The 21,053-nt window shown below is 72.3% G+C and carries 17 protein-coding genes; 10 read left to right on the plus strand and 7 right to left on the minus strand.

The window, feature by feature from the left end; translation table 11 throughout:
• Positions 1-93 precede the first annotated feature (93 nt).
• Positions 94-3,390: a DEAD/DEAH box helicase gene (locus ACI3ET_RS00660; protein WP_405030968.1), complete on the minus strand. Its 3,297-nt coding sequence runs from the start codon at positions 3,388-3,390 to the stop codon at positions 94-96.
• Positions 3,391-3,540: 150 nt separating this feature from the next.
• On the opposite strand from ACI3ET_RS00660, the gene ACI3ET_RS00665 reads away from it, so the two are divergent.
• Positions 3,541-4,350, plus strand: a complete 810-nt coding sequence (locus ACI3ET_RS00665) for a helix-turn-helix transcriptional regulator (RefSeq protein ID WP_405030969.1) — start codon at positions 3,541-3,543, stop codon at positions 4,348-4,350.
• Between the two features lie 38 nt (positions 4,351-4,388).
• Here the strand turns inward: ACI3ET_RS00665 and icmF are convergent, their stop codons facing one another.
• Both icmF and ACI3ET_RS00675 read right to left on the minus strand, forming a co-directional pair.
• The gene (icmF, locus tag ACI3ET_RS00670; RefSeq protein WP_405030995.1) at positions 4,389-7,634 is read right to left on the minus strand and encodes a fused isobutyryl-CoA mutase/GTPase IcmF; all 3,246 of its coding nucleotides are present in this window, start codon (positions 7,632-7,634) and stop codon (positions 4,389-4,391) included.
• Positions 7,635-7,767: 133 nt separating this feature from the next.
• The gene (locus ACI3ET_RS00675; protein ID WP_405030970.1) at positions 7,768-8,523 is read right to left on the minus strand and encodes an SDR family NAD(P)-dependent oxidoreductase; all 756 of its coding nucleotides are present in this window, start codon (positions 8,521-8,523) and stop codon (positions 7,768-7,770) included.
• A 114-nt stretch (positions 8,524-8,637) separates the two neighbouring features.
• Here ACI3ET_RS00675 and ACI3ET_RS00680 point away from each other — a divergent pair, with 114 nt between their 5' ends.
• On the plus strand, positions 8,638-10,020 hold the full coding sequence (locus ACI3ET_RS00680; protein WP_405030971.1) for a UTP--glucose-1-phosphate uridylyltransferase: 1,383 nt from the start codon (positions 8,638-8,640) through the stop codon (positions 10,018-10,020).
• On the plus strand, positions 10,017-10,808 hold the full coding sequence (locus ACI3ET_RS00685) for a helical backbone metal receptor (protein ID WP_405030972.1): 792 nt from the start codon (positions 10,017-10,019) through the stop codon (positions 10,806-10,808). The genes ACI3ET_RS00680 and ACI3ET_RS00685 overlap by 4 nt, the downstream gene beginning before the upstream one ends.
• A 31-nt stretch (positions 10,809-10,839) precedes the next feature.
• Here the strand turns inward: ACI3ET_RS00685 and ACI3ET_RS00690 are convergent, their stop codons facing one another.
• Genes ACI3ET_RS00690 through ACI3ET_RS00700 form a run of 3 tightly spaced genes read right to left on the minus strand, consistent with a single transcriptional unit; the run spans position 10,840 to position 13,724 of the window.
• Complete coding sequence (locus tag ACI3ET_RS00690) at positions 10,840-11,238, minus strand: hypothetical protein (protein WP_405030973.1); 399 nt, start codon at positions 11,236-11,238, stop codon at positions 10,840-10,842.
• Positions 11,239-11,292: 54 nt separating this feature from the next.
• Complete coding sequence (locus ACI3ET_RS00695; protein WP_405030974.1) at positions 11,293-12,798, minus strand: aldehyde dehydrogenase family protein; 1,506 nt, start codon at positions 12,796-12,798, stop codon at positions 11,293-11,295.
• Between the two features lie 50 nt (positions 12,799-12,848).
• On the minus strand, positions 12,849-13,724 hold the full coding sequence (locus tag ACI3ET_RS00700) for a DUF429 domain-containing protein (protein ID WP_405030975.1): 876 nt from the start codon (positions 13,722-13,724) through the stop codon (positions 12,849-12,851).
• Positions 13,725-13,757: 33 nt separating this feature from the next.
• Here ACI3ET_RS00700 and aroQ point away from each other — a divergent pair, with 33 nt between their 5' ends.
• From aroQ to ACI3ET_RS00735, 7 genes are all read left to right on the plus strand, one after another.
• Positions 13,758-14,201 (plus strand): type II 3-dehydroquinate dehydratase, encoded by a 444-nt coding sequence (gene aroQ, locus ACI3ET_RS00705; RefSeq protein ID WP_405030976.1) that lies wholly within the window; start codon positions 13,758-13,760, stop codon positions 14,199-14,201.
• A gap of 157 nt (positions 14,202-14,358) precedes the next feature.
• Entirely contained in the window at positions 14,359-15,327 is a 969-nt protein-coding gene (locus ACI3ET_RS00710; RefSeq protein ID WP_405030977.1) for a LysR family transcriptional regulator, read from the plus strand.
• Positions 15,324-16,436 (plus strand): mandelate racemase/muconate lactonizing enzyme family protein, encoded by a 1,113-nt coding sequence (locus ACI3ET_RS00715; protein WP_405030978.1) that lies wholly within the window; start codon positions 15,324-15,326, stop codon positions 16,434-16,436. The genes ACI3ET_RS00710 and ACI3ET_RS00715 overlap by 4 nt, the downstream gene beginning before the upstream one ends.
• 74 nt (positions 16,437-16,510) lie before the next feature.
• A complete protein-coding gene (catA, locus tag ACI3ET_RS00720) occupies positions 16,511-17,386 on the plus strand; it encodes a catechol 1,2-dioxygenase (protein WP_405030979.1) in 876 nt (291 codons plus the stop codon).
• A 22-nt stretch (positions 17,387-17,408) separates the two neighbouring features.
• The gene (locus ACI3ET_RS00725) at positions 17,409-17,678 is read left to right on the plus strand and encodes a muconolactone Delta-isomerase family protein (RefSeq protein WP_405030980.1); all 270 of its coding nucleotides are present in this window, start codon (positions 17,409-17,411) and stop codon (positions 17,676-17,678) included.
• A gap of 17 nt (positions 17,679-17,695) precedes the next feature.
• Positions 17,696-19,255: a sodium-dependent transporter gene (locus ACI3ET_RS00730; RefSeq protein WP_405030981.1), complete on the plus strand. Its 1,560-nt coding sequence runs from the start codon at positions 17,696-17,698 to the stop codon at positions 19,253-19,255.
• Positions 19,252-19,434: a methionine/alanine import family NSS transporter small subunit gene (locus ACI3ET_RS00735; protein ID WP_405030982.1), complete on the plus strand. Its 183-nt coding sequence runs from the start codon at positions 19,252-19,254 to the stop codon at positions 19,432-19,434. Before ACI3ET_RS00730 ends, ACI3ET_RS00735 begins: the two co-directional genes overlap by 4 nt.
• A gap of 43 nt (positions 19,435-19,477) precedes the next feature.
• Here ACI3ET_RS00735 and ACI3ET_RS00740 read toward each other — a convergent pair whose 3' ends face one another.
• Positions 19,478-21,049, minus strand: coding sequence for a phytoene desaturase family protein (locus ACI3ET_RS00740; RefSeq protein WP_405030983.1), 1,572 nt, complete (start codon positions 21,047-21,049; stop codon positions 19,478-19,480).
• Positions 21,050-21,053 lie beyond the last annotated feature (4 nt).

Below are 21,053 nucleotides of genomic sequence, written 5' to 3' on the forward strand. Positions count from 1 at the left end.
CGCGCGGGAGCGTGCCTGAAGGAGGGGTGGGCGTGGCTGCCCGTGCTCACCGGGTCCCGGGGCCACCGACCCGCCCACGTCCGACCCGCCCGGCTACTCCCCCAGCAGGTCCCGGACGTCGGCCGCGGTGATGGCACCGGAACGGAACTCGCCCGCGTCGACGACGGTGGCGAACAGGTCGCGCTTGCGCTGCTGCAGGGCCACGACCTTCTCCTCGACCGTGTCGGTCGAGACCAGGCGGTAGACGTTCACCGGCCGCGTCTGACCGATCCGGTGCGTGCGGTCGATGGCCTGCGACTCGGCCGCGGGGTTCCACCAGGGGTCGAGCACGAAGACGTAGTCGGCCTCGGTCAGCGTCAGGCCGAAGCCCCCGGCCTTGAGGCTGATGAGGAACAGCGGGTCGTCGCCGTCGCGGAACGCTGCGATCCGAGCCGCCCGGTCCCGGGTGCGGCCGTCGAGGTAGCTGTAGCTGATGCCCGCCGCGTCGACAGCCCGGCGCACGAGGGCCAGGTAGCCGGTGAAGCTGGAGAACACGAGTGCGCGGTGCCCCTCGGCGGCCAGCTCGGTGACCTGCTCGACGAGCGTGGCGATCTTGGCCGAGGTCGCGAGCCCCTCGTGCTCGTCCGAGACCAGCGACGGGTCCAGCGCGAGCTGGCGCAGCGCGGTCAGGGCCCGGAAGATCGCCACCCGGTTCTTGTCCATGTCGCTGAGCAGCCCGAGCACGCGCTGCCGCTCACGCGCGAGGTGCCGGTCGTAGACCCGCCGGTGCGCGGGGTGCAGGTCCACGTGCAGGGTCTGCTCGGTCTTGGCCGGCAGCTCGTTGGCGACCTCGGACTTGGTGCGTCGCAGCATGAACGGACGCACCCGGCGCCGCAGCGTGTCCAGCAGGCCCGGAGGTGCGTCGCCCGCCTCGATGGGCTTGCGGTAGCGCTCGGTGAACACCTCGGGACGGGGGAAGAGCCCTGGTGCCGCCAGCGACAGCATCGACCACAGGTCCATCAGGCTGTTCTCCAGCGGGGTGCCGGTGATCGCGAAGGTCCGCGGGGCTCCGAGCCTGCGCGCCGCCTGGTAGGTCGCGGATCGGTGGTTCTTGACGAACTGCGCCTCGTCGAGCACGACCGCGCTCCACGGCAGGGCACGGTAGTCGTCGGACTCCAGCCGCAGCAGGGTGTAGGAGGTGATGACGAGGTCGGCGCCACCGACGGCCTCGCCCAGCTCGTGGCCCCGTCTCCGTTCCGTGGCCGTGACGGTCGCGACCCTCAGTCCCGGTGCGAACCGGGCGGCCTCCTCCGCCCACGTCGCGACCACACTCGTCGGGGCCACGACGAGCACGGCCCCGTCTGCGAGGTCGCCGCGCTGCTCCGCGCGGGTGACCATGGCCAGCGTCTGCAGGGTCTTGCCCAACCCCATGTCGTCGGCCAGCACCCCGCCGAGCCCGGCGTCCCACAGCGTGCTCAGCCACCGGAAGCCGTCGAGCTGGTAGAGCCGCAGCTCGGCCTCCAGCCCGTCGGGCGGACGCACGACCCCCCGGTCGGCGTCGCCGAGGGAGAGCAGCTCGCTCACGGACCGCTGCCAGCCCTCGCTCTGCGCACCGACGACCCCGAGCTGGACGAGCTCCTCCCACAACCCCGCCTGGTATGGCGTGATCCGCACCGTGCCCGGGCGCGGCGGTGCATCCTCGAGCTCGCGCGCCTCGTCGATGAGGCGGCGCAGGGCGTCCAGCTCTGCGGTCTGCAGCGGGAAGTAGGTGCCGGAGGGCAGGAACATCGTCGGGTCCCCCCGGACGAGAGCGGCCAGCAGCTCCTCCAGCGGCACCGGCTCCCCACCGACCGTCACGGTGACGTGCAGGTCGAACCAGTCGTGCGCGTCGCCGGACCGGGTCTCGATCGTGAGCACGGGGGCCTCGTCGGCCTCCTCGTAGCGGGGCAGCTCGCCGTGCACGACGACGTCCACGTCCTCGCTGGCCAGCAGGCGTGGCAGCGCCGTGCCGACCAGGCGGACGATCCGGTGGCGGTCGAGGGTCAGCGGCGACGCCGGTCGTGGCCCGCCCCGGGCGAGCACCGGGCCCGAGGTGTCGAGCAGGAAGCGCACGTCGTCGAGGAGCGGCAGCACTGCTCGCACCGCGGCGTCCTCGGCGTCCCGGTCGCGCGGCGGGTCCTGGGGCGAGCGGACCAGCGGGAACCTCGTGACCGTGCTGTCGCCCGACGCCGTGGGCAGGGCGTAGGTGAAGGACCACTCCAGCCGCAGCGTGTGCTCGGGCAGGGGGGTCACGTCGAGCCGCAGGCGGGGACGGACCACGGCGGCGGCGGGCACGGTGCCGTCGACCGAGCTGAGCTCGACCTGCCGCGCCATCGCCGGGTAGTAGAGCGTGAGGAAGCGGTCGACGTCCTCGGCGGGCACGTGGACCGGCGTCTGCCGCGCCACGAGCTGCGACACGGCCCCGGCCGGCACGCTGGCCAGGGGCCAGAGGGTGAGCCGTCCGCCGTCGTCCAGGTGCGCCATACCGTGCGGGGGTTCGCCCAGGAGGAAGCGCTGGCCCTGCGCTGGGGCGGGGGTCCCGTCGTGGCCGAACCGTGGTTGCAGGGTCAGGCCCCCGTCCTCGCCGCGTGACAGGTCGAGGGTGACGGCCACCCGCCCCTCGCCCAGGACCACGTCGGCCACGCCGGTGCCGGGCACGAGCTCGACGCCGACCTCGCGGCAGCGCTGCAGCAGCGGCCAGGCCAGGGTCCCCAGCCCGCCGAGCGGGAGCTGCGCCGCGGCGTAGTGCGCGTAGTGCCCCCCGCCCTGGGCGACGGAGTGCAGCTGGGCCAGCGCCGCGCGCTGCGCCGGCTGCACGTCGGGCGAGGACCAGGGGCTGGCCAGGTCGCGCCAGCTCACCCCCGACCGCACCCACCTGCTCCCCTTGCCCGGCCGCACCGGACGCATCATGACCTCGGGCGCGGCCAGCGGCGGGTGCTCCACCGACAGCTGGATCGCGAGCGGGACACGCTGACGCCCCCCGGCCTCCGGACCCGGGGTGCGGACGAGCTCGGCCAGCGCGCTCTCCCAGGTGGCGGGACCGTCGACGCCCGCGTCCCGTAACCGTTGCTGCGCACTGAGCAGGACCGCCGCCGCGTGCTTGCAGTCGCTGCCGACCGGGCAGCTGCACTGCCCCACCCACCCCGCGCCGTGCTCCCCGACCCGACGCACGATCGTCTGGTAGACGTGCCGGGCGCTGCCGGCCACGGTCGCCAGCAGCATCTGCCCACCGGGCCCGGCGACGAGGGTGCGCACCCGCCCCGACGCGGCATACCCCTCCGCCCGCATGGTGGTGATCACGCCGAGGTCGGCGACCAGCTCCTCGCGGGTGATCTGCAGGACCCAGGAGGCTGCGGTGAGATCGGCGGGCACGTCCGTCATGGTAGATGGGGGCGGTGACAGACCTCCCCGGTCGTCCACACCCCAGCTCACCAGCCGTCCGGTCCGGGGATCGCCAAGGTCCGGTAAAGACTTGTCAGTAGGGGTTTACATCGGGACAGCGTGGGACCACAGTGAACTTTCGTGACGACCGGGATCTCGGTGGACCCTTTCAGCACCGTCGTCGAGGTGATCGAGAGCGTCGCCACGTCGGAGGGGACAGCCGCCATGCGCCTGAGCGCAGCCGTGGACTCGCTGGTGCGGGCCGTGTCTGCGCCGCTGGGCATGCTCGTCCACGGCGGCCCCGGGGACCGGGAGGTGCACAGCGTCTTCCTGCGCTCGGCGACGCCGGTGCGTCCCCCGCCCCGCACCGCTGGCGAGCCCGACGAGGTGGACGAGCCCGACCTGCTCCTCGACGCCCTGCGCGCCGGGAGCGAGGCGGTCACCACGGCCGCCCGCCACTACGGCGCCGAGGCGTGGGAGGCCTCCGAGCGCCGCGCGGACTACCTCCTCACCTGGGGCGTCGACCAGCTCCTGCTGCTCCCCGTGCGGTCCGGACCCCGCTTCCTGGCCTTCGTGCTCGGCCGCGCGGGCGAGGACTTCTCTGACGAGGACCTGATCGTGCTGCACGCGGTGCGCCCGGTCGTCCGCGACGTCTCGCGGATCCTCCAGCCCGGCCCGCACCTCGTCCTCGGTCTGCCGGCGGACGTCGACGACCGCCGGCCCCTCGTGGACCCGGCCGTGCACCTCACCGGCCGCGAGCGCACGATCCTGCACCTGCTGTCGATGGGTCACACCGCGGTCCGGATCGGGCACCTCGCCGACTGCTCGCCACGCACCGTGCAGCACCACCTGGCCAACATCTACGCCAAGCTGGGCGTCGGGGACCGCCTCTCGGCGGTCAACCGGGCCCGCGAGCTGGGGCTCGTGGACGAGGACGGCCTGCTGGTCTGAGGGGCCGCGGACCCCGCGTCCCCGGCCGGCGTAGCCGGTCAGACGTTGCGGCGGTACTGCCCACCGACCTCGAAGAACGCCTCGGTCACCTGCTGCAGGGAGCACACCCGTGCCGCGTCCATGAGGACGGCGAAGACGTTGTCGCCGGCCAGCGCCGCCTCCTTCAGACGCGCGACGGCCTCGGTCGCGTCCTGCTCGTGCCGCGACTGGAAGTCGGCGACGCGGTCCAGCTGCGACTGCTTCTCCGCCTCCGTGGCGCGGGCCAGCTCGACGACGTGCTCCTCGGTGTCGCCGGCCGGGCGTCGGAAGGTGTTGACGCCGATGATCGGCAGCGACCCGTCGTGCTTGCGCTGCTCGTAGAGCAGCGACTCGTCCTGGATCTTGCCCCGCTGGTAGCCCGTCTCCATCGCCCCCAGCACGCCGCCACGCTCGGAGATCCGGTCGAACTCGGCGAGCACCGCCTGCTCCACCAGGTCGGTGAGCTGGTCGATGATGAAGGACCCCTGGACGGGGTTCTCGTTCATCGCCAGCCCCCACTCCTTGTTGATGATGAGCTGGATGGCCAGCGCGCGGCGGACCGACTCGGTCGAGGGGGTGGTCACGGCCTCGTCGTAGGCGTTGGTGTGCAGGCTGTTGGCGTTGTCGTAGATCGCGATGAGCGCCTGCAGCGTGGTGCGGATGTCGTTGAAGTCCATCTCCTGCGCGTGCAGCGAACGACCGGAGGTCTGCACGTGGTACTTCAGCTTCTGCGACCGCTCGTTCGCGCCGTACTTCTCGCGCATCGCGACCGCCCAGACGCGCCGCGCGACCCGGCCGATGACGGAGTACTCCGGGTCCATCCCGTTGGAGAAGAAGAAGGACAGGTTGGGCGCGAAGTCGTTGACGTCCATCCCGCGCGCCAGGTAGGACTCCACGTAGGTGAACCCGTTGGCCAGGGTGAACGCCAGCTGGCTGATCGGGTTCGCCCCCGCCTCGGCGATGTGGTAGCCGGAGATCGACACCGAGTAGAAGTTGCGCACGCCGTTCTCGATGAACCACTCCTGGATGTCGCCCATCATCCGCAGCGAGAACTCGGTGGTGAACAGGCAGGTGTTCTGCCCCTGGTCCTCCTTGAGGATGTCGGCCTGCACGGTGCCGCGCACGTTCTCCAGGGCGTGCGCGCGCAGTTCGTCGGCCTCGGCGCCCGAGGGCTCGCGACCCTCCCGCTCGCGGAACGCGTCGAGCTGCTGGTCGACCGCGGTGTTGAGGAAGAAGGCCAGCACCGTCGGCGCCGGACCGTTGATCGTCATCGACACCGACGTCGTCGGTGAGAGGAGGTCGAAGCCGTCGTAGAGCGCCTTCATGTCCTCCATCGTCGCTACCGACACCCCCGAGGTGCCGACCTTGCCGTAGATGTCCGGCCGCTCGCCCGGGTCGCGGCCGTAGAGCGTCACCGAGTCGAACGCCGTCGACAGCCGGGTCGCGGGCTGACCCTCGGAGAGCAGCTTGAAGCGGCGGTTGGTGCGGAACGGGTCACCCTCCCCGGCGAACATCCGGGCCGGGTCCTCGCCCTCGCGCTTGAACGGGAAGACGCCGGCCGTGAACGGGAAGACGCCCGGCAGGTTCTCCCGACGCCACCAGCGGACCATGTCGCCGGCGTCGGTGTAGCGCGGCAGCGCCACCCGCGGCACCTTCGTGCCGGACAGGGACTCCCTGGTCAGGCGGGTGGTGATCGCGCGGCCCCGGGAGTGGGTGACGTGCTCGTCGCCGGAGTAGGCGGCCACCGTGGCCGGCCACTGCTCCTGCATCGCCCGCACGTGCGCGGGCACGTCACCACGGGCCGACTCCAGCAGCTCGTCGACGCCGTGGTCGGTCTTGCCGGCCGCCGCGAGCTCGTCGTCGACCGACTCGAGGCGCTGCACCCGGGTGGCGGCCACGGCATACCTCTCGGTGTCGTCGTGGTAGCCGCGGACGGTCTCGGAGATCTCGGACAGGTAGCGGACCCGCGTGGGCGGCACGACCTGCCGGATCGTCGAGGAGTGGCGCACGTCGACCCGCGGTAGGGTGCCCTCGCGGACCGGCAGCCCGCGCTCGGCGAGCAGACCCAGGAGGTGCTGGTAGAGCGCGGTCACGCCGTCGTCGTTGAAGGTCGCGGCGGAGGTGCCGAAGACCGGCATGTCCTCGGGGCGCTTGCCGAAGGCCCCGCGGTTGCGCACCATCTGCCGGCCGACGTCGCGCAGCGCGTCCATCGCGCCGCGCCGCTCGAACTTGTTGATCGCGACGACGTCGGCGAAGTCGAGCATGTCGATCTTCTCGAGCTGGCTGGCGGCTCCGAACTCCGGCGTCATCACGTAGAGCGAGGTGTCCACGAACGGCACGATCCCCGCGTCGCCCTGCCCGATGCCCGGAGTCTCCACGATCACGAGGTCGAACCCGGAAGCCTTGAGGATGTCGAGGGTCAGGGACAACGCCTCGGGCACCTCCCGCTCCCCACGGGTGGCCATCGAGCGGAAGAAGGTCGTGCCGGTCGGCTCGGTGCCCCGCCCGGACAGGCTGCCGAGGGAGTTCATGCGGATGCGGTCGCCCAGCAGGGCCCCGCCGCCCCGGCGCCGGGTCGGGTCGATGGCCACGACCGCCACCTTCAGGGCGTCGGCCTGGTCGACCCGCACCCTGCGCAGCAGCTCGTCGGTCAGCGAGGACTTGCCCGACCCGCCCGTGCCCGTGATCCCCAGGACCGGCACGGTGCGTGCCCCGGCAGCCTCGACATACCGGGCCCGGTCCTGCTCCGGCACCCTGCCCAGCTCGGCGCCGCTGATCGCGCGCGCCAGGGCGGCCCGGTCCCCCGCCAGCACGGCGTCGACGTCGGCCGCGCCGGCGTCCCACAGGTCGTAGTCGCAGTCGCTGACGACCTGGTTGATCATGCCCGGCAGGCCCAGCCGCTGCCCGTCCTCGGGGGAGAAGATGGTCACGCCCGCGGCGCGCAGCCGCTCGATCTCCTCGGGCACGATCACGCCGCCGCCACCACCGACGACCCGCACGTGGGGGGCGCCGCGCTCGGCCAGGCGCTGCACGAGGTACTCGAAGTACTCCACGTGCCCGCCCTGGTAGGACGAGACCGCGACGCCGTTGGCGTCCTCGTCCAGGACCGCGTCGACGACCTCCTCGACCGCCCGGTTGTGGCCCAGGTGGATCACCTCGGCACCCTGGCTCTGCATGATCCGCCGCATGATGTTGATCGAGGCGTCGTGACCGTCGAAGAGGCTCGCCGCCGTGACGATGCGGACCGGGTTCTGCGGGCTGTGCATCGCGGGGCGCTCGCCACCGGTCGATGCCGGCTTCTCGTTCTTCACCGTGGGTCTCCTCGTCGAGTCGGGTCCTCTGCCGATGGTAGACGAGGCCGACGACGCGGTTGACGTTTGGGTCAAGCGGGTCGGGGGGTCACCGGGCCATGTAGCCACCGTCGATGTAGAGCTCCAGACCGGTCACGAACCTCGCGTCGTCGCTGGCCAGGTAGGCCACGCCCGCCGCGATGTCCGCCGGGTCGCCCAGGTGGCCCATCGGGGTCAGGGCGGTCATCGCGTCCCAGAAGGGCGTGCCCTTCGCCGAGTCGAGGATCGGGGTGATGATGAATCCCGGGTGGATCGAGTTCACCCGGATCCCCTCCGTCGCCCAGTGCAGAGCGGCGTTCTTCGTCAGCGTGCGCACGGCCCCCTTGGCGGCGTGGTAGGCGGGCGAGGTCCCGAACCCACCACTGGTGCCGAAGATCGAGCTGATGTTGACGATCGAGCCGTGCCCCGAGCGGAGCAGGGCCGGGGCGGCGAGCTTCATCCCGAGGAAGACACCGGTCTGGTCGACGGCGACGGTCCGGTCCCACTCCTCGAGGGTGGTGTCCTCGATCGTCTTCAGGTCGCCCATGCCGGCGTTGTTGACGAGGATGTCGAGGCCACCGAGGTCGGCGACGGCGGCCTCGACGGCCGCCTGCCAGTCCTCCTCGGAGGTGACGTCGTGCCGCAGGAAGGCCGCCCTCGCCCCGCCCTCCACGAGCTCCGCGACGGTCTCCTCACCGAGCTCGACCTGGATGTCGGTCACCAGCACGGCAGCACCCTCGGCCGCCAGCCGCGCCGCCGTCGCCTTCCCGATACCGCTCGCAGCACCCGTGATGAGAGCCACCCTGCCCGCCAGACGTGCGTCCATGACCGTTCCTCTTCCTCGAGCTCGACGGCGCGCAACGCGCCCTCGCCATCGTATGACCGGCGCTCCGGACAGACCAGACCCGGACCGTCGGTGCGTGCAGATAGGTTTGTGGCCATGAGCGAGCAGGGACGCCGACAGGCGATCGAGCGGATGACCGGGGCAGGGGTCGACCGCCCGGCGGTCGACACCTTCGCCGCCCACTACGACAAGCTTGCCGGCGGCGCGACCGGTCTCATCGCCGAGGCAGACGTGTCACCGGCGGAGCCCGACGTCCGGCTGACGGACGTGCACGTCGGTGAGGAGGAGGCCAGGGCGGCCCTGGACCGCACGGTCGTCATCACGCTCAACGGTGGCCTCGGGACCTCGATGGGGCTCGCGGGCCCGAAGTCCCTGCTCCCGGTGCACGAGGACCTCACCTTCCTCGACGTCACCGTGCGGCAGGTGCTGGCGCTGCGGGCCGAGCACGGCGTGCGGCTGCCGCTGGTGCTCATGGACAGCTTTTCCACCCAGGGGGCGACGCTGGAGGTGCTGGCGCGCTACCCCGACCTGGCCGTGGACGACATACCCCTGGACTTCCTGCAGAGCCAGGAGCCGAAGCTGCGCGCCGACGACCTCACCCCGGTGGACTGGCCCGCCGATCCCCGCCTGGAGTGGTGCCCGCCCGGGCACGGTGACCTCTACCCCTCGCTGCTGTCCTCGGGCATCCTGCGCCGGCTGCTCGACGGGGGCTACCGCTACGCCTTCGTCTCCAACGTCGACAACCTGGGGGCGGTCCCGGACGGCCGGCTCGCCGCGTGGTTCGCCGCCAGCGGAGCCGGCTACGCCGCCGAGGTGTGCCCGCGCACCGAGATGGACAAGAAGGGCGGGCACCTGGTGCGTCGCCTCTCCGACGGCCGCCTCGTGCTGCGCGACACGGCGCAGACCGCTCCCGAGGAGCTGGTCCACTTCATGGACGCGCGGAAGCACCCGTTCGTGCACACCAACAACCTGTGGTTCGACCTCGAGCGGCTCGCCGCCATGCTGGAGGAACGCGGAGGCGTGCTCGAGCTGCCGCTCATCCGCAACGAGAAGACCGTCGACCCCACCGACAAGGGCTCGACACCCGTCGTGCAGATCGAGTCGGCGATGGGTGGCGCGGTCGAGCTCTTCGACGACGCGGTCTCGGTGGGCGTGACCCGGGAGCGGTTCGTGCCGGTCAAGACCACCAACGAGCTGCTCCTCCTGCGCTCCGACGTCTACGACGTGGACCCGGGCACCTACCGCCTCACCCGCACCGTCGACCCGGCGCCGGTGGTCGACCTGACCAAGGAGCACTACGGGATGATCGCCGACTTCGACGCCCGCTTCCCCCGGGGCGCGCCGTCGCTGGTGCGGACCGACCGGCTCGAGGTCCGCGGCGACTGGACCTTCGGACGGGAGGTCACCGTGCACGGGACCGTCGTGCTCGGCGCCGAGGGCGGGACGGTCGAGGACGGCGCGGTCCTCGGGGAGGCATGACGCGCACCGTGACCGACGACCTCGGTCACGAGGTCGTCCTGCCCGAGGGCCCGGTGGGGCGTGTGGTGTCGCTCGTACCCTCCCTGACCGAGGCGCTGGCGCAGACGAGGCGCGCGGCCCTCGTGGGCGCGACCGACTGGTGCACCCATCCGGGCGACCTCGACGTGCCGAGGGTGCGCGGGACGAAGAACCCCGACCTCGCCGCTGTGCGCGCGCTGCGTCCCGACCTCGTCGTCTGCGTGCAGGAGGAGAACCGGGAGCTGGACGTGCAGCGGCTCCGTGGTGCCGGGGTGCCGGTGTGGGTCGGGGTGGTCGAGTCCGTCGACGACGCGCTCGGCGCGATGGGGCGGCTGTTCGCCCAGGTGCTGGGCTGGGGCGAGCCGGGTTGGCTGCGCGAGGTGCGGAGGGTCTGGGGTGGACCCCCCGGCCCCACCCCGCCGCGCGCCACTGTCGCCGTGCCGGTCTGGCGCGACCCCTGGATGGTCGTCGGCGGACGTACCTTCACGGGCGACCTGCTGAGCAGGGCGGGTCTGGCGAACGCCTTCGGCACGCACCCCGAGCGGTACCCCCACGTGGCCCTCGAGCAGATCGACGGAGCGGGCGCCGACCTCGTGGTGCTGCCCGACGAGCCCTACGTCTTCACCGGCGACGACGGTCCGGAGGCGTTCTCCCGGACCCCGACCAGGCTGGTGAGCGGTCGGCTGCTCACCTGGTACGGGCCGTCGATGGCCGAGGCCTGGACGGTGCTGGCGCAGCTCGGCCGGGTCCCCGACGGGTCCCCCGGCTGACTCTGCCCGCTGCCGGTCCAGCCGGGTCGGGTCAGCGCAGGCGCGCCGGGTCGTTCGGCTGGTCCGCGAGCGCCCTACCCGGCTTGCGGAAGGCCAGGGTGGCCAGGGCGACCGAGCCGAGCAGGAACAGCACGCCGGTGGCCATGTGCACCTCGCGGATCTCCATCTCCCCCAGCGCGATCTGCACCAGGGCCAGCACCGCCATGCCCGCGGCGTGCATGAACAGCCCCTTGTTGGCGCTCCTGCGCATCCAGAGGAAGGCGAAGACCGCGGCCAGGAGGGCCACCACGAAGGTCACGTTGCCCAGCGTCCCGTGCCAGCCCGGCATGGACACCCAGCCGAAGCCGAGGACGGTCTGGAGCACCCCGAGCAGGGCGCTCAGGGCGGCGGTGATCTGGAGGAGAGTCAGCGTGGTGTCAGAGTTCTTCATGGGGCTCATTGTCCCAGACCGCCGTCCCGGTCCCGACGGCTCGGCGCGTAGGCCTCAGGTGAGCCGGACGTTGACCTGCTGGATCTGGGTGAACCCCTCCAGCATCCCCTCGAGGGAGAACTCCCGGCCCTGACCGCTGGCCTTCATGCCGCCGTAGGACTGACCGACCTGCTGCCCGCCGCCCTGGTTGACCTGGACCCAGCCGGACTCGATCCGGTGCGCCGTCCGCAGCGCTGCCCCGATGTCCCGGGAGAAGACGAACGCCGCCAGCCCGTAGTGCGAGTCGTTGGCCATCCGCACGACCTCGTCCTCGTCACGCCACCTCAGGACGGACAGCACCGGCCCGAAGATCTCCTCGCGCGCGATCCGCCAGTCGTTCGCCACCTGGGTCAGGATCACCGGCGCGTGGTAGAACCCCGGCTCGCCGACGGTCAGCGCGGACCGCCCGTCGTAGGCGACCCCCACCCCTTCCTGCGCGAGCCCGTCGTCGAGGTAGCCCTGCACCCGCTGCCACTGCCGCTCGTTGATGATGCAGCCGATGTCGCTGGTCTCCTCGCGGGGGTCGCCCACCCTCAGCCGGGAGACCTTCGCCACGAGCTTGTCCAGGAAGCTGTCGTGGACGTCCTCGTGGAGGAAGAGCCGCGACCCCGACGTGCAGCTCTGGCCCTGCCGGGCGAACCTGGTGGCCAGCAGCACCTGATCGACGACCTCGTCGGTGTCGGAGTCGGGGAAGACGACGCACGGGGACTTACCGCCCAGCTCCAGCGACACGTGGGCGAGGCGTTGTCCGGCACGGGCCGCCACGCCGGACCCGGTGGCCGTGGACCCGGTGAAGCTGACCTTGTCGACACCCGGGTGCTGCACGAGCGCCTCGCCGACCTCGGGTCCGTAGCCGGTCAGGACGTTGAGCACGCCCGGCGGCAGGTGCCGCTGGCACACCTCGGCCAGCTCGAGGATCGTCGTCGGGGCGTCCTCGGCGGCCTTGAGGACCAGGGTGTTGCCGGAGACGATCGCGGCCGGCAGCTTGAACGCCGCGATGAGCAGCGGGGAGTTCCACGGCAGGATCCCCGCGACGACGCCCAGCGGCAGCCGGCGCGTGTAGGACAGCGCATCGTCACCCGTCGGCAGCGTCACCCCCTTGCGCTCTCCCGCGAGCCCGGCGAAGTAACGGAAGGTCTGCACCAGCAGCTCGGCCTCCGGCCGGGCCTGCGTCCGCAGCGCGTTGCCGGTGTCGAGGCTGGTGAGCCGCGCCAGGTCCTCGACCATGAGTTCCAGGTCGTCGGCGATGCGCAGCAGCGCCCGCTGGCGGTCGGTGAACACGGCCCGGGACCAGGCCGGGTATGCCGCGCGCGCGGCGGTCACCGCGCGGTCGGCGTCCTCGGCCCGGCCACGTGGTGTCCGGGCGATCACCCGGTGGCGGTCGATCGGGGTGATGACCTCGATCGTCTCGCCGGCGACGGCCGTCACCCACTCGCCGCCGATGAGCATGCGGTAGTCGCGCGGCTCGGCCGCCCCGAAGTCGGGGAACGGCGGTCGCTGCGTGGTCGGCGGTGTCGTCATCGTGCGTCCCCTTCGGGGTGGGCGAGAAACGGACTGAGGAGCGGAGCGGGTCACACGCGGATGACGGCCGGGAGCCCGTCCGAGAACGTCTGGGCCTGTCCCGGGAAGCTCAGGGCCTGCCCGGTCTTGACGCGGTGCGCGCTCCACGCGGCGGCGCAGGCCCCGATGACGTCGTCCGGGACGGCCCCGCCCGGTGCCGTGGCCGGCACGAAGACACCGGCCTGCGCGAGGGTCTCGCGCCGTTCGGCAGAGCCCTCCGCGGTTCGGCGGCGGGAGGCGAGCGGGGTGCCCGCCATCACGGCGAGCGCCGCCTCGGGGTGGACCTCGACGACGGTGAAGGGCAGGTCCTGCCGCAGCCAGCGGTCCACCTCGACGATCTGACGCCGCAGGTCGAACGCTTCCTTCGCGACGCCGGCGCCGGTGCGTTCCCGGCTGAGGGTGTTGGCCTCGCCGTACGTCTCGGCGTAGACCGCGTCGCGCACGGGCGTCGTGACGACCGCGGAGGAGGCACGGCCGGTGAGGAGACGGCGGACCTCCAGGTCGGCCTCGCGCCGGCTGTCGTCGGGCAGCCCGATCGGCAGGTGCACCCCGACGACCGTGACGTCCCCGAGATGCGCGACGAGGTCCTCCAGGGTGGGCCGTACGACCAGGTGGGGCGTCCCGTGCCCGGACCGGTCGAGCACGGCCCCCAGCCACCCGCTCTTGCACACGACGACCCCGACGACGGGGCGCGACGGGTCGACCTCGGCGCGCCGTCCGGGCTTCCCCGTGGGTGAGCCGGCCCTCGTGGGTCGCGATGACGTCGACGACCTGGCGGCCTTCGCCGCACCGGTCGTGCCCGGCTTCCTCGACGCGACACCCGACGCGCGCGACGTCGGGCCTGCGCCCCGTCCGGCGATCCGCCGCCACCACTCCGTGACACCCATGGCCCCACTGTAGAGGTGTGCCACGCTGGGACCATGACCCGCGTCCTCGTGCTCAACGGCCCCAACCTGAACCTGCTCGGCACCCGGGAGCCGGCCATCTACGGCACGGCGACCCTCGCCGACGTCGAGCAGCTCTGCGCCGCGACGGCAGCGCAGCACGGGCTCGAGGTCACGTGCGTGCAGAGCAACCATGAGGGCGCCCTCGTCGACGCGCTGCACGAGGCACGAGCCGCGGGCGACGTGCTCGGCGTCGTCCTCAACGCCGCCGCCTACACCCACACCTCGGTCGCGCTGCTCGACGCCGTCAAGGCGAGCGCCCTGCCCGTCGTCGAGGTGCACATCTCCAACCCGCACGCGCGCGAGAGCTTCCGGCACACGTCATACCTGTCGCCGGTGGCCGAGGCGATCATCGCGGGCGCGGGGGTCCATGGGTACCGGTACGCGGTCGACCTGCTGGCCACGCGTCACGGGGGCTAGCACCACCCCGCGACCGGACGGGCACCACCACGCGTCCGGTCGCAGTGATGCCTCGCGGGTCTCGATTGATGCTCGATTGGTGCTTGCCCTCTCCTAGTCCGGCTCTCTAGAGTGACGATCAGGCATCAATGAGGATCGGTTGAGAGCGAGGGTAGAGGTGGAGCTTCGGCACCTGCGGTACTTCGACGCGGTCGCCCGCACCCTGCACTTCGGCCGGGCGGCAGAGCAGCTGCACATCGCCCAGCCCGCGCTGTCCCGGGCCGTGCGCCAGCTCGAGCGCGAGGTCGGCGTCACGCTGCTGCACCGCACCACGCGCACGGTGGAGCTGACCGACGCCGGCCGGGCCTACGTCGAGGAGGTCCGCGACGTGCTGCGCCGACTGGACCACGCCACCCGGGCGGCCCGGCGGGCCGAGGCCGGTGTCACCGGGACGCTGCGGCTCGGCGTCACGGGCACGGCCGCCTACGGCTACCTGCCGCGTGTCGCCCAGGTCCTGACCACCGCGCTCCCCCAGGTGCACCTGCAGGTGCACACCGAGATGCTCACCCCCGACCAGGAGAGAGCGCTGGTGGGCGACCGCCTCGACCTCGGCATCCTGCGGCCCCCGTTGTCGGAGGGCGGTCTGGAGCACGTCGTCGTCCGCCGCGAGCCGCTGGTGCTGGCGCTGCCCGCCGGCCACCCGCTGGCCGCCTCCTCGGAGACCGACGACGTCGTCCCGCTGGCCGCGCTACACGGCGAGCCGTTCGTCACCTACGCCCACACCTCCGGCTCCGTCGTGCGCGAGGCCGTGCGCTCGGCGTGCCGCGAGGCCGGGTTCGAGCCGGACGCCGCCCACGAGGTCGGCGAGACCTCGACCCTGCTGGCGCTCGTGGCCGCCGCCCTCGGCGTGGCCCTCGTGCCCGAGTCCGCCCGCACCCTCACGCTGCCCGGCGTCTCCTTCCGCGCCACCGACAGCGCGGTCCACGTCCAGCTGGCCGTCGCCTGGCGGCGCGACGACCCCTCCCCGGTGCTGCGCAGCGTGCTGCAGGCGCTCCGCGAGCAGGGCGCCCTCTCCCCCGTGCCCACCGACCCGACCGGGCCGGCCGACCAGCCGGACGTCCCCCGCACCGCCCAGGAGGCGCGTTGAGCGACCTGACCATCACCCGCGTGGAGGCCATCCCCTACGCGATCCCCTACCGGAAGCCGCTGAGGTTCGCCTCCGGCGAGGTGCGCACCGCCGACCACGTGGTCGTGCGGGTCCACACCGCCGGCGGGCTCGTCGGCACCGCGGAGGCGCCGCCACGGCCCTACACCTACGGCGAGACCCAGGCCTCGATCACGGCCGTCGTGCGCGACCTCTTCGGTCCGGCCGTGACCGGCACCTCGGTGCTCGACCGCGCCGAGCACCGCGCCCGTCTGCACCGCACGGTCGGCAACCCCACGGCCAAGGCGGCCGTGGACATGGCGGTCTGGGACGTGATCGGTCAGGCCGTCGGCCAGCCGGTCCACCGGCTGCTCGGCGGGTATGCCGACGGCCTGCGGGTCAGCCACATGCTCGGCTTCGACACCCCCGGGACGATGGTCGCGGAGGCGCACCGGGTGCGCGACGACTACGGCATCTCGGTGTTCAAGGTCAAGGTCGGGCGCCGTCCCTACCGCCTCGACGTCGACGTGGTCCGTGCCCTGCGCGAGGAGTTCGGCGAGGAGATCGAGCTCTACGTCGACGGCAACCGCGGGTGGACGGCCTCGGAGTCGGCCCGCGCCCTGGCCGAGATGGCCGACCTCGGCCTCACGCTGGCCGAGGAGCTCAACCCCGCCGACGACGTCCTCGGGCGACGCTGGCTCGTGCAGCAGTGCCCCATCCCCTTCGTCGCCGACGAGAGCGTGCCGACGCCGGCCCAGGTGACGCGCGAGCTCCTCGCCGGGTCCGCCACCGCGATCAGCATCAAGACCTCGCGCACCGGCTTCTCCGAGAGCGAGCGGGTGCTCCACCTCGCCGAGGGCCTGGGCGTCGAGGTCGTCCTCGGCAACCAGATCGACGGGCAGATCGGCACCCTGTGCTCGGTCGTCTTCGGTGCCGCCCACGAGGCCACCTCACGGCGCGCCGGAGAGCTGTCCAACTTCCTCGACATGACCGACGACCTGCTGGCGGAGCCGCTGCAGATCACCGACGGGCGGCTGCTGGCCCCCACCGTCCCGGGCACCGGCGTCGTCCTCGACGAGGACAAGCTGGCCCGCTACCGGCAGGACGCCTGAGCCGCGGGCGCACGCCATACCCTCGCCCACCACCCGCCACCCGCCACCCGCCACCCACCACCAGGAGAAGTGCCATGACCGAGAACCGCAGCGAGTTCGACGCGAAGGCCGCCGAGTCCGGCGCCGGCGCCACCGAGGCCTTCCGCAAGAAGCAGAAGGCCGCCGTCCACGTGCCCGCCGAGCGGGTCAGCGCGATGGCGACCGAAGCCCTGCAGGCGATCCACGAGGTGATCCGCAAGCACCAGATGACCTACGAGGAGTACGACGCGCTCAAGACGTGGCTGATCTCGGTCGGTGAGGACGGCGAGTGGCCGCTCTTCCTCGACGTGTGGGTCGAGCACGTCGTCGAGGGCGTCAACACCTCCCACCGCGAGGGGTCCAAGGGCAGCATCGAGGGGCCCTACTACGTGCCCGGCGCGCCGGAGCACCCGCACGACGGCACCATCGCGATGCGCGAGGACGAGCCCGGGACGCCGCTGACCTGGAGCGGACAGGTGACCTCCACCTCCGGCGAGGCGCTCGGCGGTGCGACGGTCGAGCTGTGGCACGCGGACGGCAACGGCTTCTACAGCCAGTACGCCCCCGGCCTGCCGGAGTGGAACCTGCGCGGCACCTTCGTCAGCGACGGAGAGGGCCGTTTCTCGATCCACACCGTCCAGCCGGCGCCCTACCAGATCCCCACCGACGGGGCCTGCGGCCGGCTCATCGCCGCGGCCGGCTGGCACGCCTGGCGACCGGCGCACCTGCACGTCAAGGTGTCGGCGCCCGGGCACGAGCTGCTCACCGCCCAGCTGTACTTCCCCGGCGACCCGCACAACGAGGACGACATCGCCTCGGCGGTCAAGCCCGAGCTCGTCCTGGACCCGCAGGACGCCGGCGACGGCACCTCCTCGGTCGACTACGGCTTCGTGCTCGACCCGGTGACCGCCGACTCCCCCACCACCCGCTGAGAGGGGCCGGACCGTGCTCTACATGGTGAGGATGACCATCACCCTTCCCGACGACCTCGACGGCGAGGTCCGGGAGCAGCTGGTGAGGGCCGAGAAGGAGTATTCTCAGGACCTTCAGAGGCGGGGCAAGATCGCCGGCATCTGGCGCGTCGCCGGGCAGTACGCCAACTACTGCCTGTTCGACGCCGGGTCGCACGACGAGCTGCACGCCCTCGTCTCCGGACTGCCGATGTACCGATACATCCACACCGAGGTGGAGGCGTTGGCGATGCATCCCAACGCCGTCCTCTGACACCGTAGGAGGCCGCAGTGACTGGCACGACGCGCTCCGCCGCCCCCGAGACCCCCGAGACCCGCGAGACCTGGAGCCACAACACCGGCTTCATCCTCGCGGCGATCGGTTCGGCGGTCGGCCTGGGCAACATCTGGCGGTTCCCCGGGGTCGCCTACGAGAGCGGTGGTGGGGCCTTCCTCATCCCCTACCTTGTGGCCCTGCTGACCGCCGGCATCCCGATCCTGTTCCTCGACTACGCGATCGGCCACCGCTACCGTGCGGCGGCGCCGCTGGCCTACCGGCGGATGGCCCGGCCGGCCGAGGCCCTCGGCTGGTTCCAGATCATGCTCTCGTTCGTCATCTCGGTCTACTACGCCGCGGTGGTCGCGTGGTCGCTGAGCTACTTCGTCTACGCCTTCGACCTGCGCTGGGGCGAGGACACCCTCGGCTTCTTCGTCGGTGACTACCTGCAGGTCGGCGACCCGGTCATCTCCACCAGCGTGGTCCCGGCGGTCGCGATCCCGCTCGTCCTGGTCTGGGTCGCGGTGCTGCTCATCATCGCCGCGGGCGTGGCCAACGGCGTGCAGCGGGTCAACATCATCTTCATCCCCCTGCTCGTCGTGGCCTTCACGGGTCTCGTCGTCCGGTCGCTGACCCTCCCCGGGGCGATGGACGGCCTCAACGCGCTGTTCACCCCCGACTGGTCGGCGCTGACCGACCTCAACGTGTGGATCGCGGCCTACGCCCAGATCTTCTTCTCCCTGTCGATCGCGTTCGGCATCATGGTGACCTACGCCTCCTACCAGCGGCGCAAGGCCAACATGACCAGCTCGGGGCTGGTGGTGGCGTTCGCCAACTCCTCCTTCGAGATCCTCGCCGGCATCGGCGTCTTCGCCACCCTCGGCTTCTTCGCCCACCAGCAGCAGGTCGAGGTCGCCGAGCTCGAGGGGCTGACCGGTCCGATCCTGTCCTTCGTCACCTTCCCGGCCGTGATCTCCGAGATGCCGGGCGGCAACATCTTCGGCGTGGTGTTCTTCGCCTCGCTGGTGCTGGCCGGCTTCACCTCGATCATCTCGATCCTGCTCGGCGTGGCCGCCTCCGTCCAGGAGAAGTTCGGGCTGGGTCGTCGTGCCAGCGCCATCCTGGTGTCGGTGCTGTGCGGGACGCTGTCCATCTCGCTGTTCTCCACCACGTCCGGGCTGCTGGCCCTCGACACGGTCGACCAGTTCGCGAACAACGTCGGCATCGTCGTCTCGGCGATCGTCATGACCGTGGTCGTGGTCTGGGTGCTGCGCCGCGGGGAGGTGCTGCGCCGCCACCTCAACGCCGTGTCGACCTTCAAGGTCGGGCGCGTCTGGGTCGCCCTCATCGGCATCCTCGTACCCGGCTTCCTGGTCGTCATGCTGGGGCAGAAGCTCGTCTCGCTGGTCAGCGACGGCTACGAGGACCTGCCCGCCTGGTACCTCGCGGTCTTCGGCTGGGGCATGCTCGGTTTCGTCGTGGTGGCAGCGCTCGTCCTGACCGCCATACCCTGGAAGGGCCGGGACGATCTCTCGTTCCGCGCCTGGCCCGAGCTCGAGGAGGAGCAGCGATGACCACCACCGCCGTCGTCATGATGCTGGTCGCCATGGTGGTCGTCTGGGGAGGGCTGATCGCCAGCGTCCTCTTCCTGCGTTCCCGCCCGGAGGTCACGGACGGTCTGCACGAGGACCCGGACATGATCGCCGAGGACGAGCGGCGCGCGCACGAGCCGCACCCGTTCCGCGACACCTGACCGGCACCAGCGGGACGAGGGCTGGGCGCCGCTGCGGCGGCGTTCAGCCCTCGAGCACGGCCCGCGCGGCGTGGTAGCCGCCCAGCCCGCTCACTCCCCCGCCGCGCCGGGACCCGGCACCGGCGAGGAGCACCCCGGGGTATGCCGTGTCGACGCCCCAGCGGCGCGCGGCGGTGTCCAGCGGCGCGTCGTCCTCCGCCCACGGCCAGGTCAGCGGCGCGTGGAAGATGTTGCCGCCCGGCATCGCCAGCGTCCGCTCCAGGTCGCGGGTCGTGCGCGTCTCCACGCACGGCCGGCCGTCCGGCTGGCGCATCACCACGTCGTCGACCGGCTCAGCCAGCACCGAGCCGAGAGAGTCGAGCACGGCCCGCTCCAGCCGCTCCCGGGCCCGGTCCTGGACGTGGACGTCGTCGTGGCCGTCGGAGGCGTCCAGGAGGCGGTCCGGCGTCTGCAGGGTGAAGACGGTCAGGGTGTGCGCCCCGGAGGCCTGCAGCTGCGGGCTGAGGATCGAGGGGTCGGTCAGCGAGTGGCAGTAGATCTCGGCGGGCACGGGGTCGGGCACCCGGCCGCCCTCGGCGCTGCGGTAGGCGTCCTCGAGCTGGGTGTAGGTCTCGTTGATGTGGAAGGTGCCACCGAACGCGGCGGCCGGGTCCACCGAGGTGTCGAGCAGCCGGGGCAGCCGGGAGAGCAGCAGGTTGACCTTGACCTGGGAGCCCTCCACACGCTCGTGCCCGACGCCCATGAGGTCGTCGAGGACGGCCGGGGCGCCCGCCCACAGGACGTGGCGCGCGGTGGCGCGCGACTCCCTACCCCGCCCGTCCTGCCAGGTCACGGCGCCCTCCTCGACAGCGGTCACCGTCGCCGAGGTCCGCAGCCGGGCGCCGGCGCGGCGGGCGACGTCCGCGAGCTGGTCGGAGACCTGGCCCATGCCGCCGACCGGGACGTCCCAGTCGCCGGTGCCCCCGCCGACCACGTGGTAGAGGAAGCAGACGTTGTGACGCAGGTCGGTGCCGTGGGCGGGGGCGAAGGTGGAGATCAGGCCGTCGGTGAGGACGACACCACGCACCAGGTCGTCGGTGAAGGTGGCCTCGACGACCTCCCCCAGCGGACGCTCGAGGAAGTCGCGGACCAGGCCCGGGTCCCCCACCCTGCGCGCCAGCTCCCCGCGGCGCAGCAGCGGCTCGGTCATCGTCGGCCAGACGGCCCTGGCCAGCTGCCCGGTCCGGTCGTAGAACTCGTGCCACCGGGGCGCGTCCGCCGCCGCGCCGACCGCCGCGAAGGACCGGGCGGTCGCGCCGGCGTCCTCGTTGTCGATGAGCAGCCCCGTGTCACCGCCGGGGACGGGGGTGTAGGAGGAGTAGCGCCGACGGGCGAGGTGCAGCGACAGACCGAGGTCGTCGACGATCTGCCGAGGGAGCAGGCTGACGAGGTAGGAGTACCGGGACAGCCTCGCGCCCATCCCCGCGAAGGCCTCCGCCGAGACGGTGGCCCCGCCGACCGCCTCCTGACGCTCCAGCAGCAGGACCGAGAGACCGGCCCGGGCGAGGTAGGCGGCAGCGGTCAGGCCGTTGTGGCCGCCGCCGACGACGACGACGTCGTGCGAGGTGGTTGTCATGCGC

The sequence above is a fragment of the Ornithinimicrobium jinqii genome, from assembly GCF_045032595.1.
In the GTDB taxonomy this organism is placed as follows: Bacteria; Actinomycetota; Actinomycetes; order Actinomycetales; family Dermatophilaceae; genus Ornithinicoccus.

Excerpts from the sequence above, each read along its gene's own strand:
- icmF (WP_405030995.1), bottom strand. The coding sequence starts at position 7,634 with ATGCACAGCCCGCAGAACCCGGTCCGCATCGTCACGGCGGCGAGCCTC.
- ACI3ET_RS00690 (WP_405030973.1), bottom strand. The coding sequence starts at position 11,238 with ATGAAGAACTCTGACACCACGCTGACTCTCCTCCAGATCACCGCCGCC.
- ACI3ET_RS00725 (WP_405030980.1), top strand. The coding sequence starts at position 17,409 with ATGGTGAGGATGACCATCACCCTTCCCGACGACCTCGACGGCGAGGTC.
- ACI3ET_RS00685 (WP_405030972.1), top strand. The coding sequence starts at position 10,017 with ATGACGCGCACCGTGACCGACGACCTCGGTCACGAGGTCGTCCTGCCC.
- ACI3ET_RS00700 (WP_405030975.1), bottom strand. The coding sequence starts at position 13,724 with ATGGGTGTCACGGAGTGGTGGCGGCGGATCGCCGGACGGGGCGCAGGC.
- ACI3ET_RS00675 (WP_405030970.1), bottom strand. The coding sequence starts at position 8,523 with ATGGACGCACGTCTGGCGGGCAGGGTGGCTCTCATCACGGGTGCTGCG.
- catA (WP_405030979.1), top strand. The coding sequence starts at position 16,511 with ATGACCGAGAACCGCAGCGAGTTCGACGCGAAGGCCGCCGAGTCCGGC.
- ACI3ET_RS00740 (WP_405030983.1), bottom strand. The coding sequence starts at position 21,049 with ATGACAACCACCTCGCACGACGTCGTCGTCGTCGGCGGCGGCCACAAC.
- ACI3ET_RS00695 (WP_405030974.1), bottom strand. The coding sequence starts at position 12,798 with ATGACGACACCGCCGACCACGCAGCGACCGCCGTTCCCCGACTTCGGG.
- ACI3ET_RS00680 (WP_405030971.1), top strand. The coding sequence starts at position 8,638 with ATGAGCGAGCAGGGACGCCGACAGGCGATCGAGCGGATGACCGGGGCA.
- aroQ (WP_405030976.1), top strand. The coding sequence starts at position 13,758 with ATGACCCGCGTCCTCGTGCTCAACGGCCCCAACCTGAACCTGCTCGGC.
- ACI3ET_RS00735 (WP_405030982.1), top strand. The coding sequence starts at position 19,252 with ATGACCACCACCGCCGTCGTCATGATGCTGGTCGCCATGGTGGTCGTC.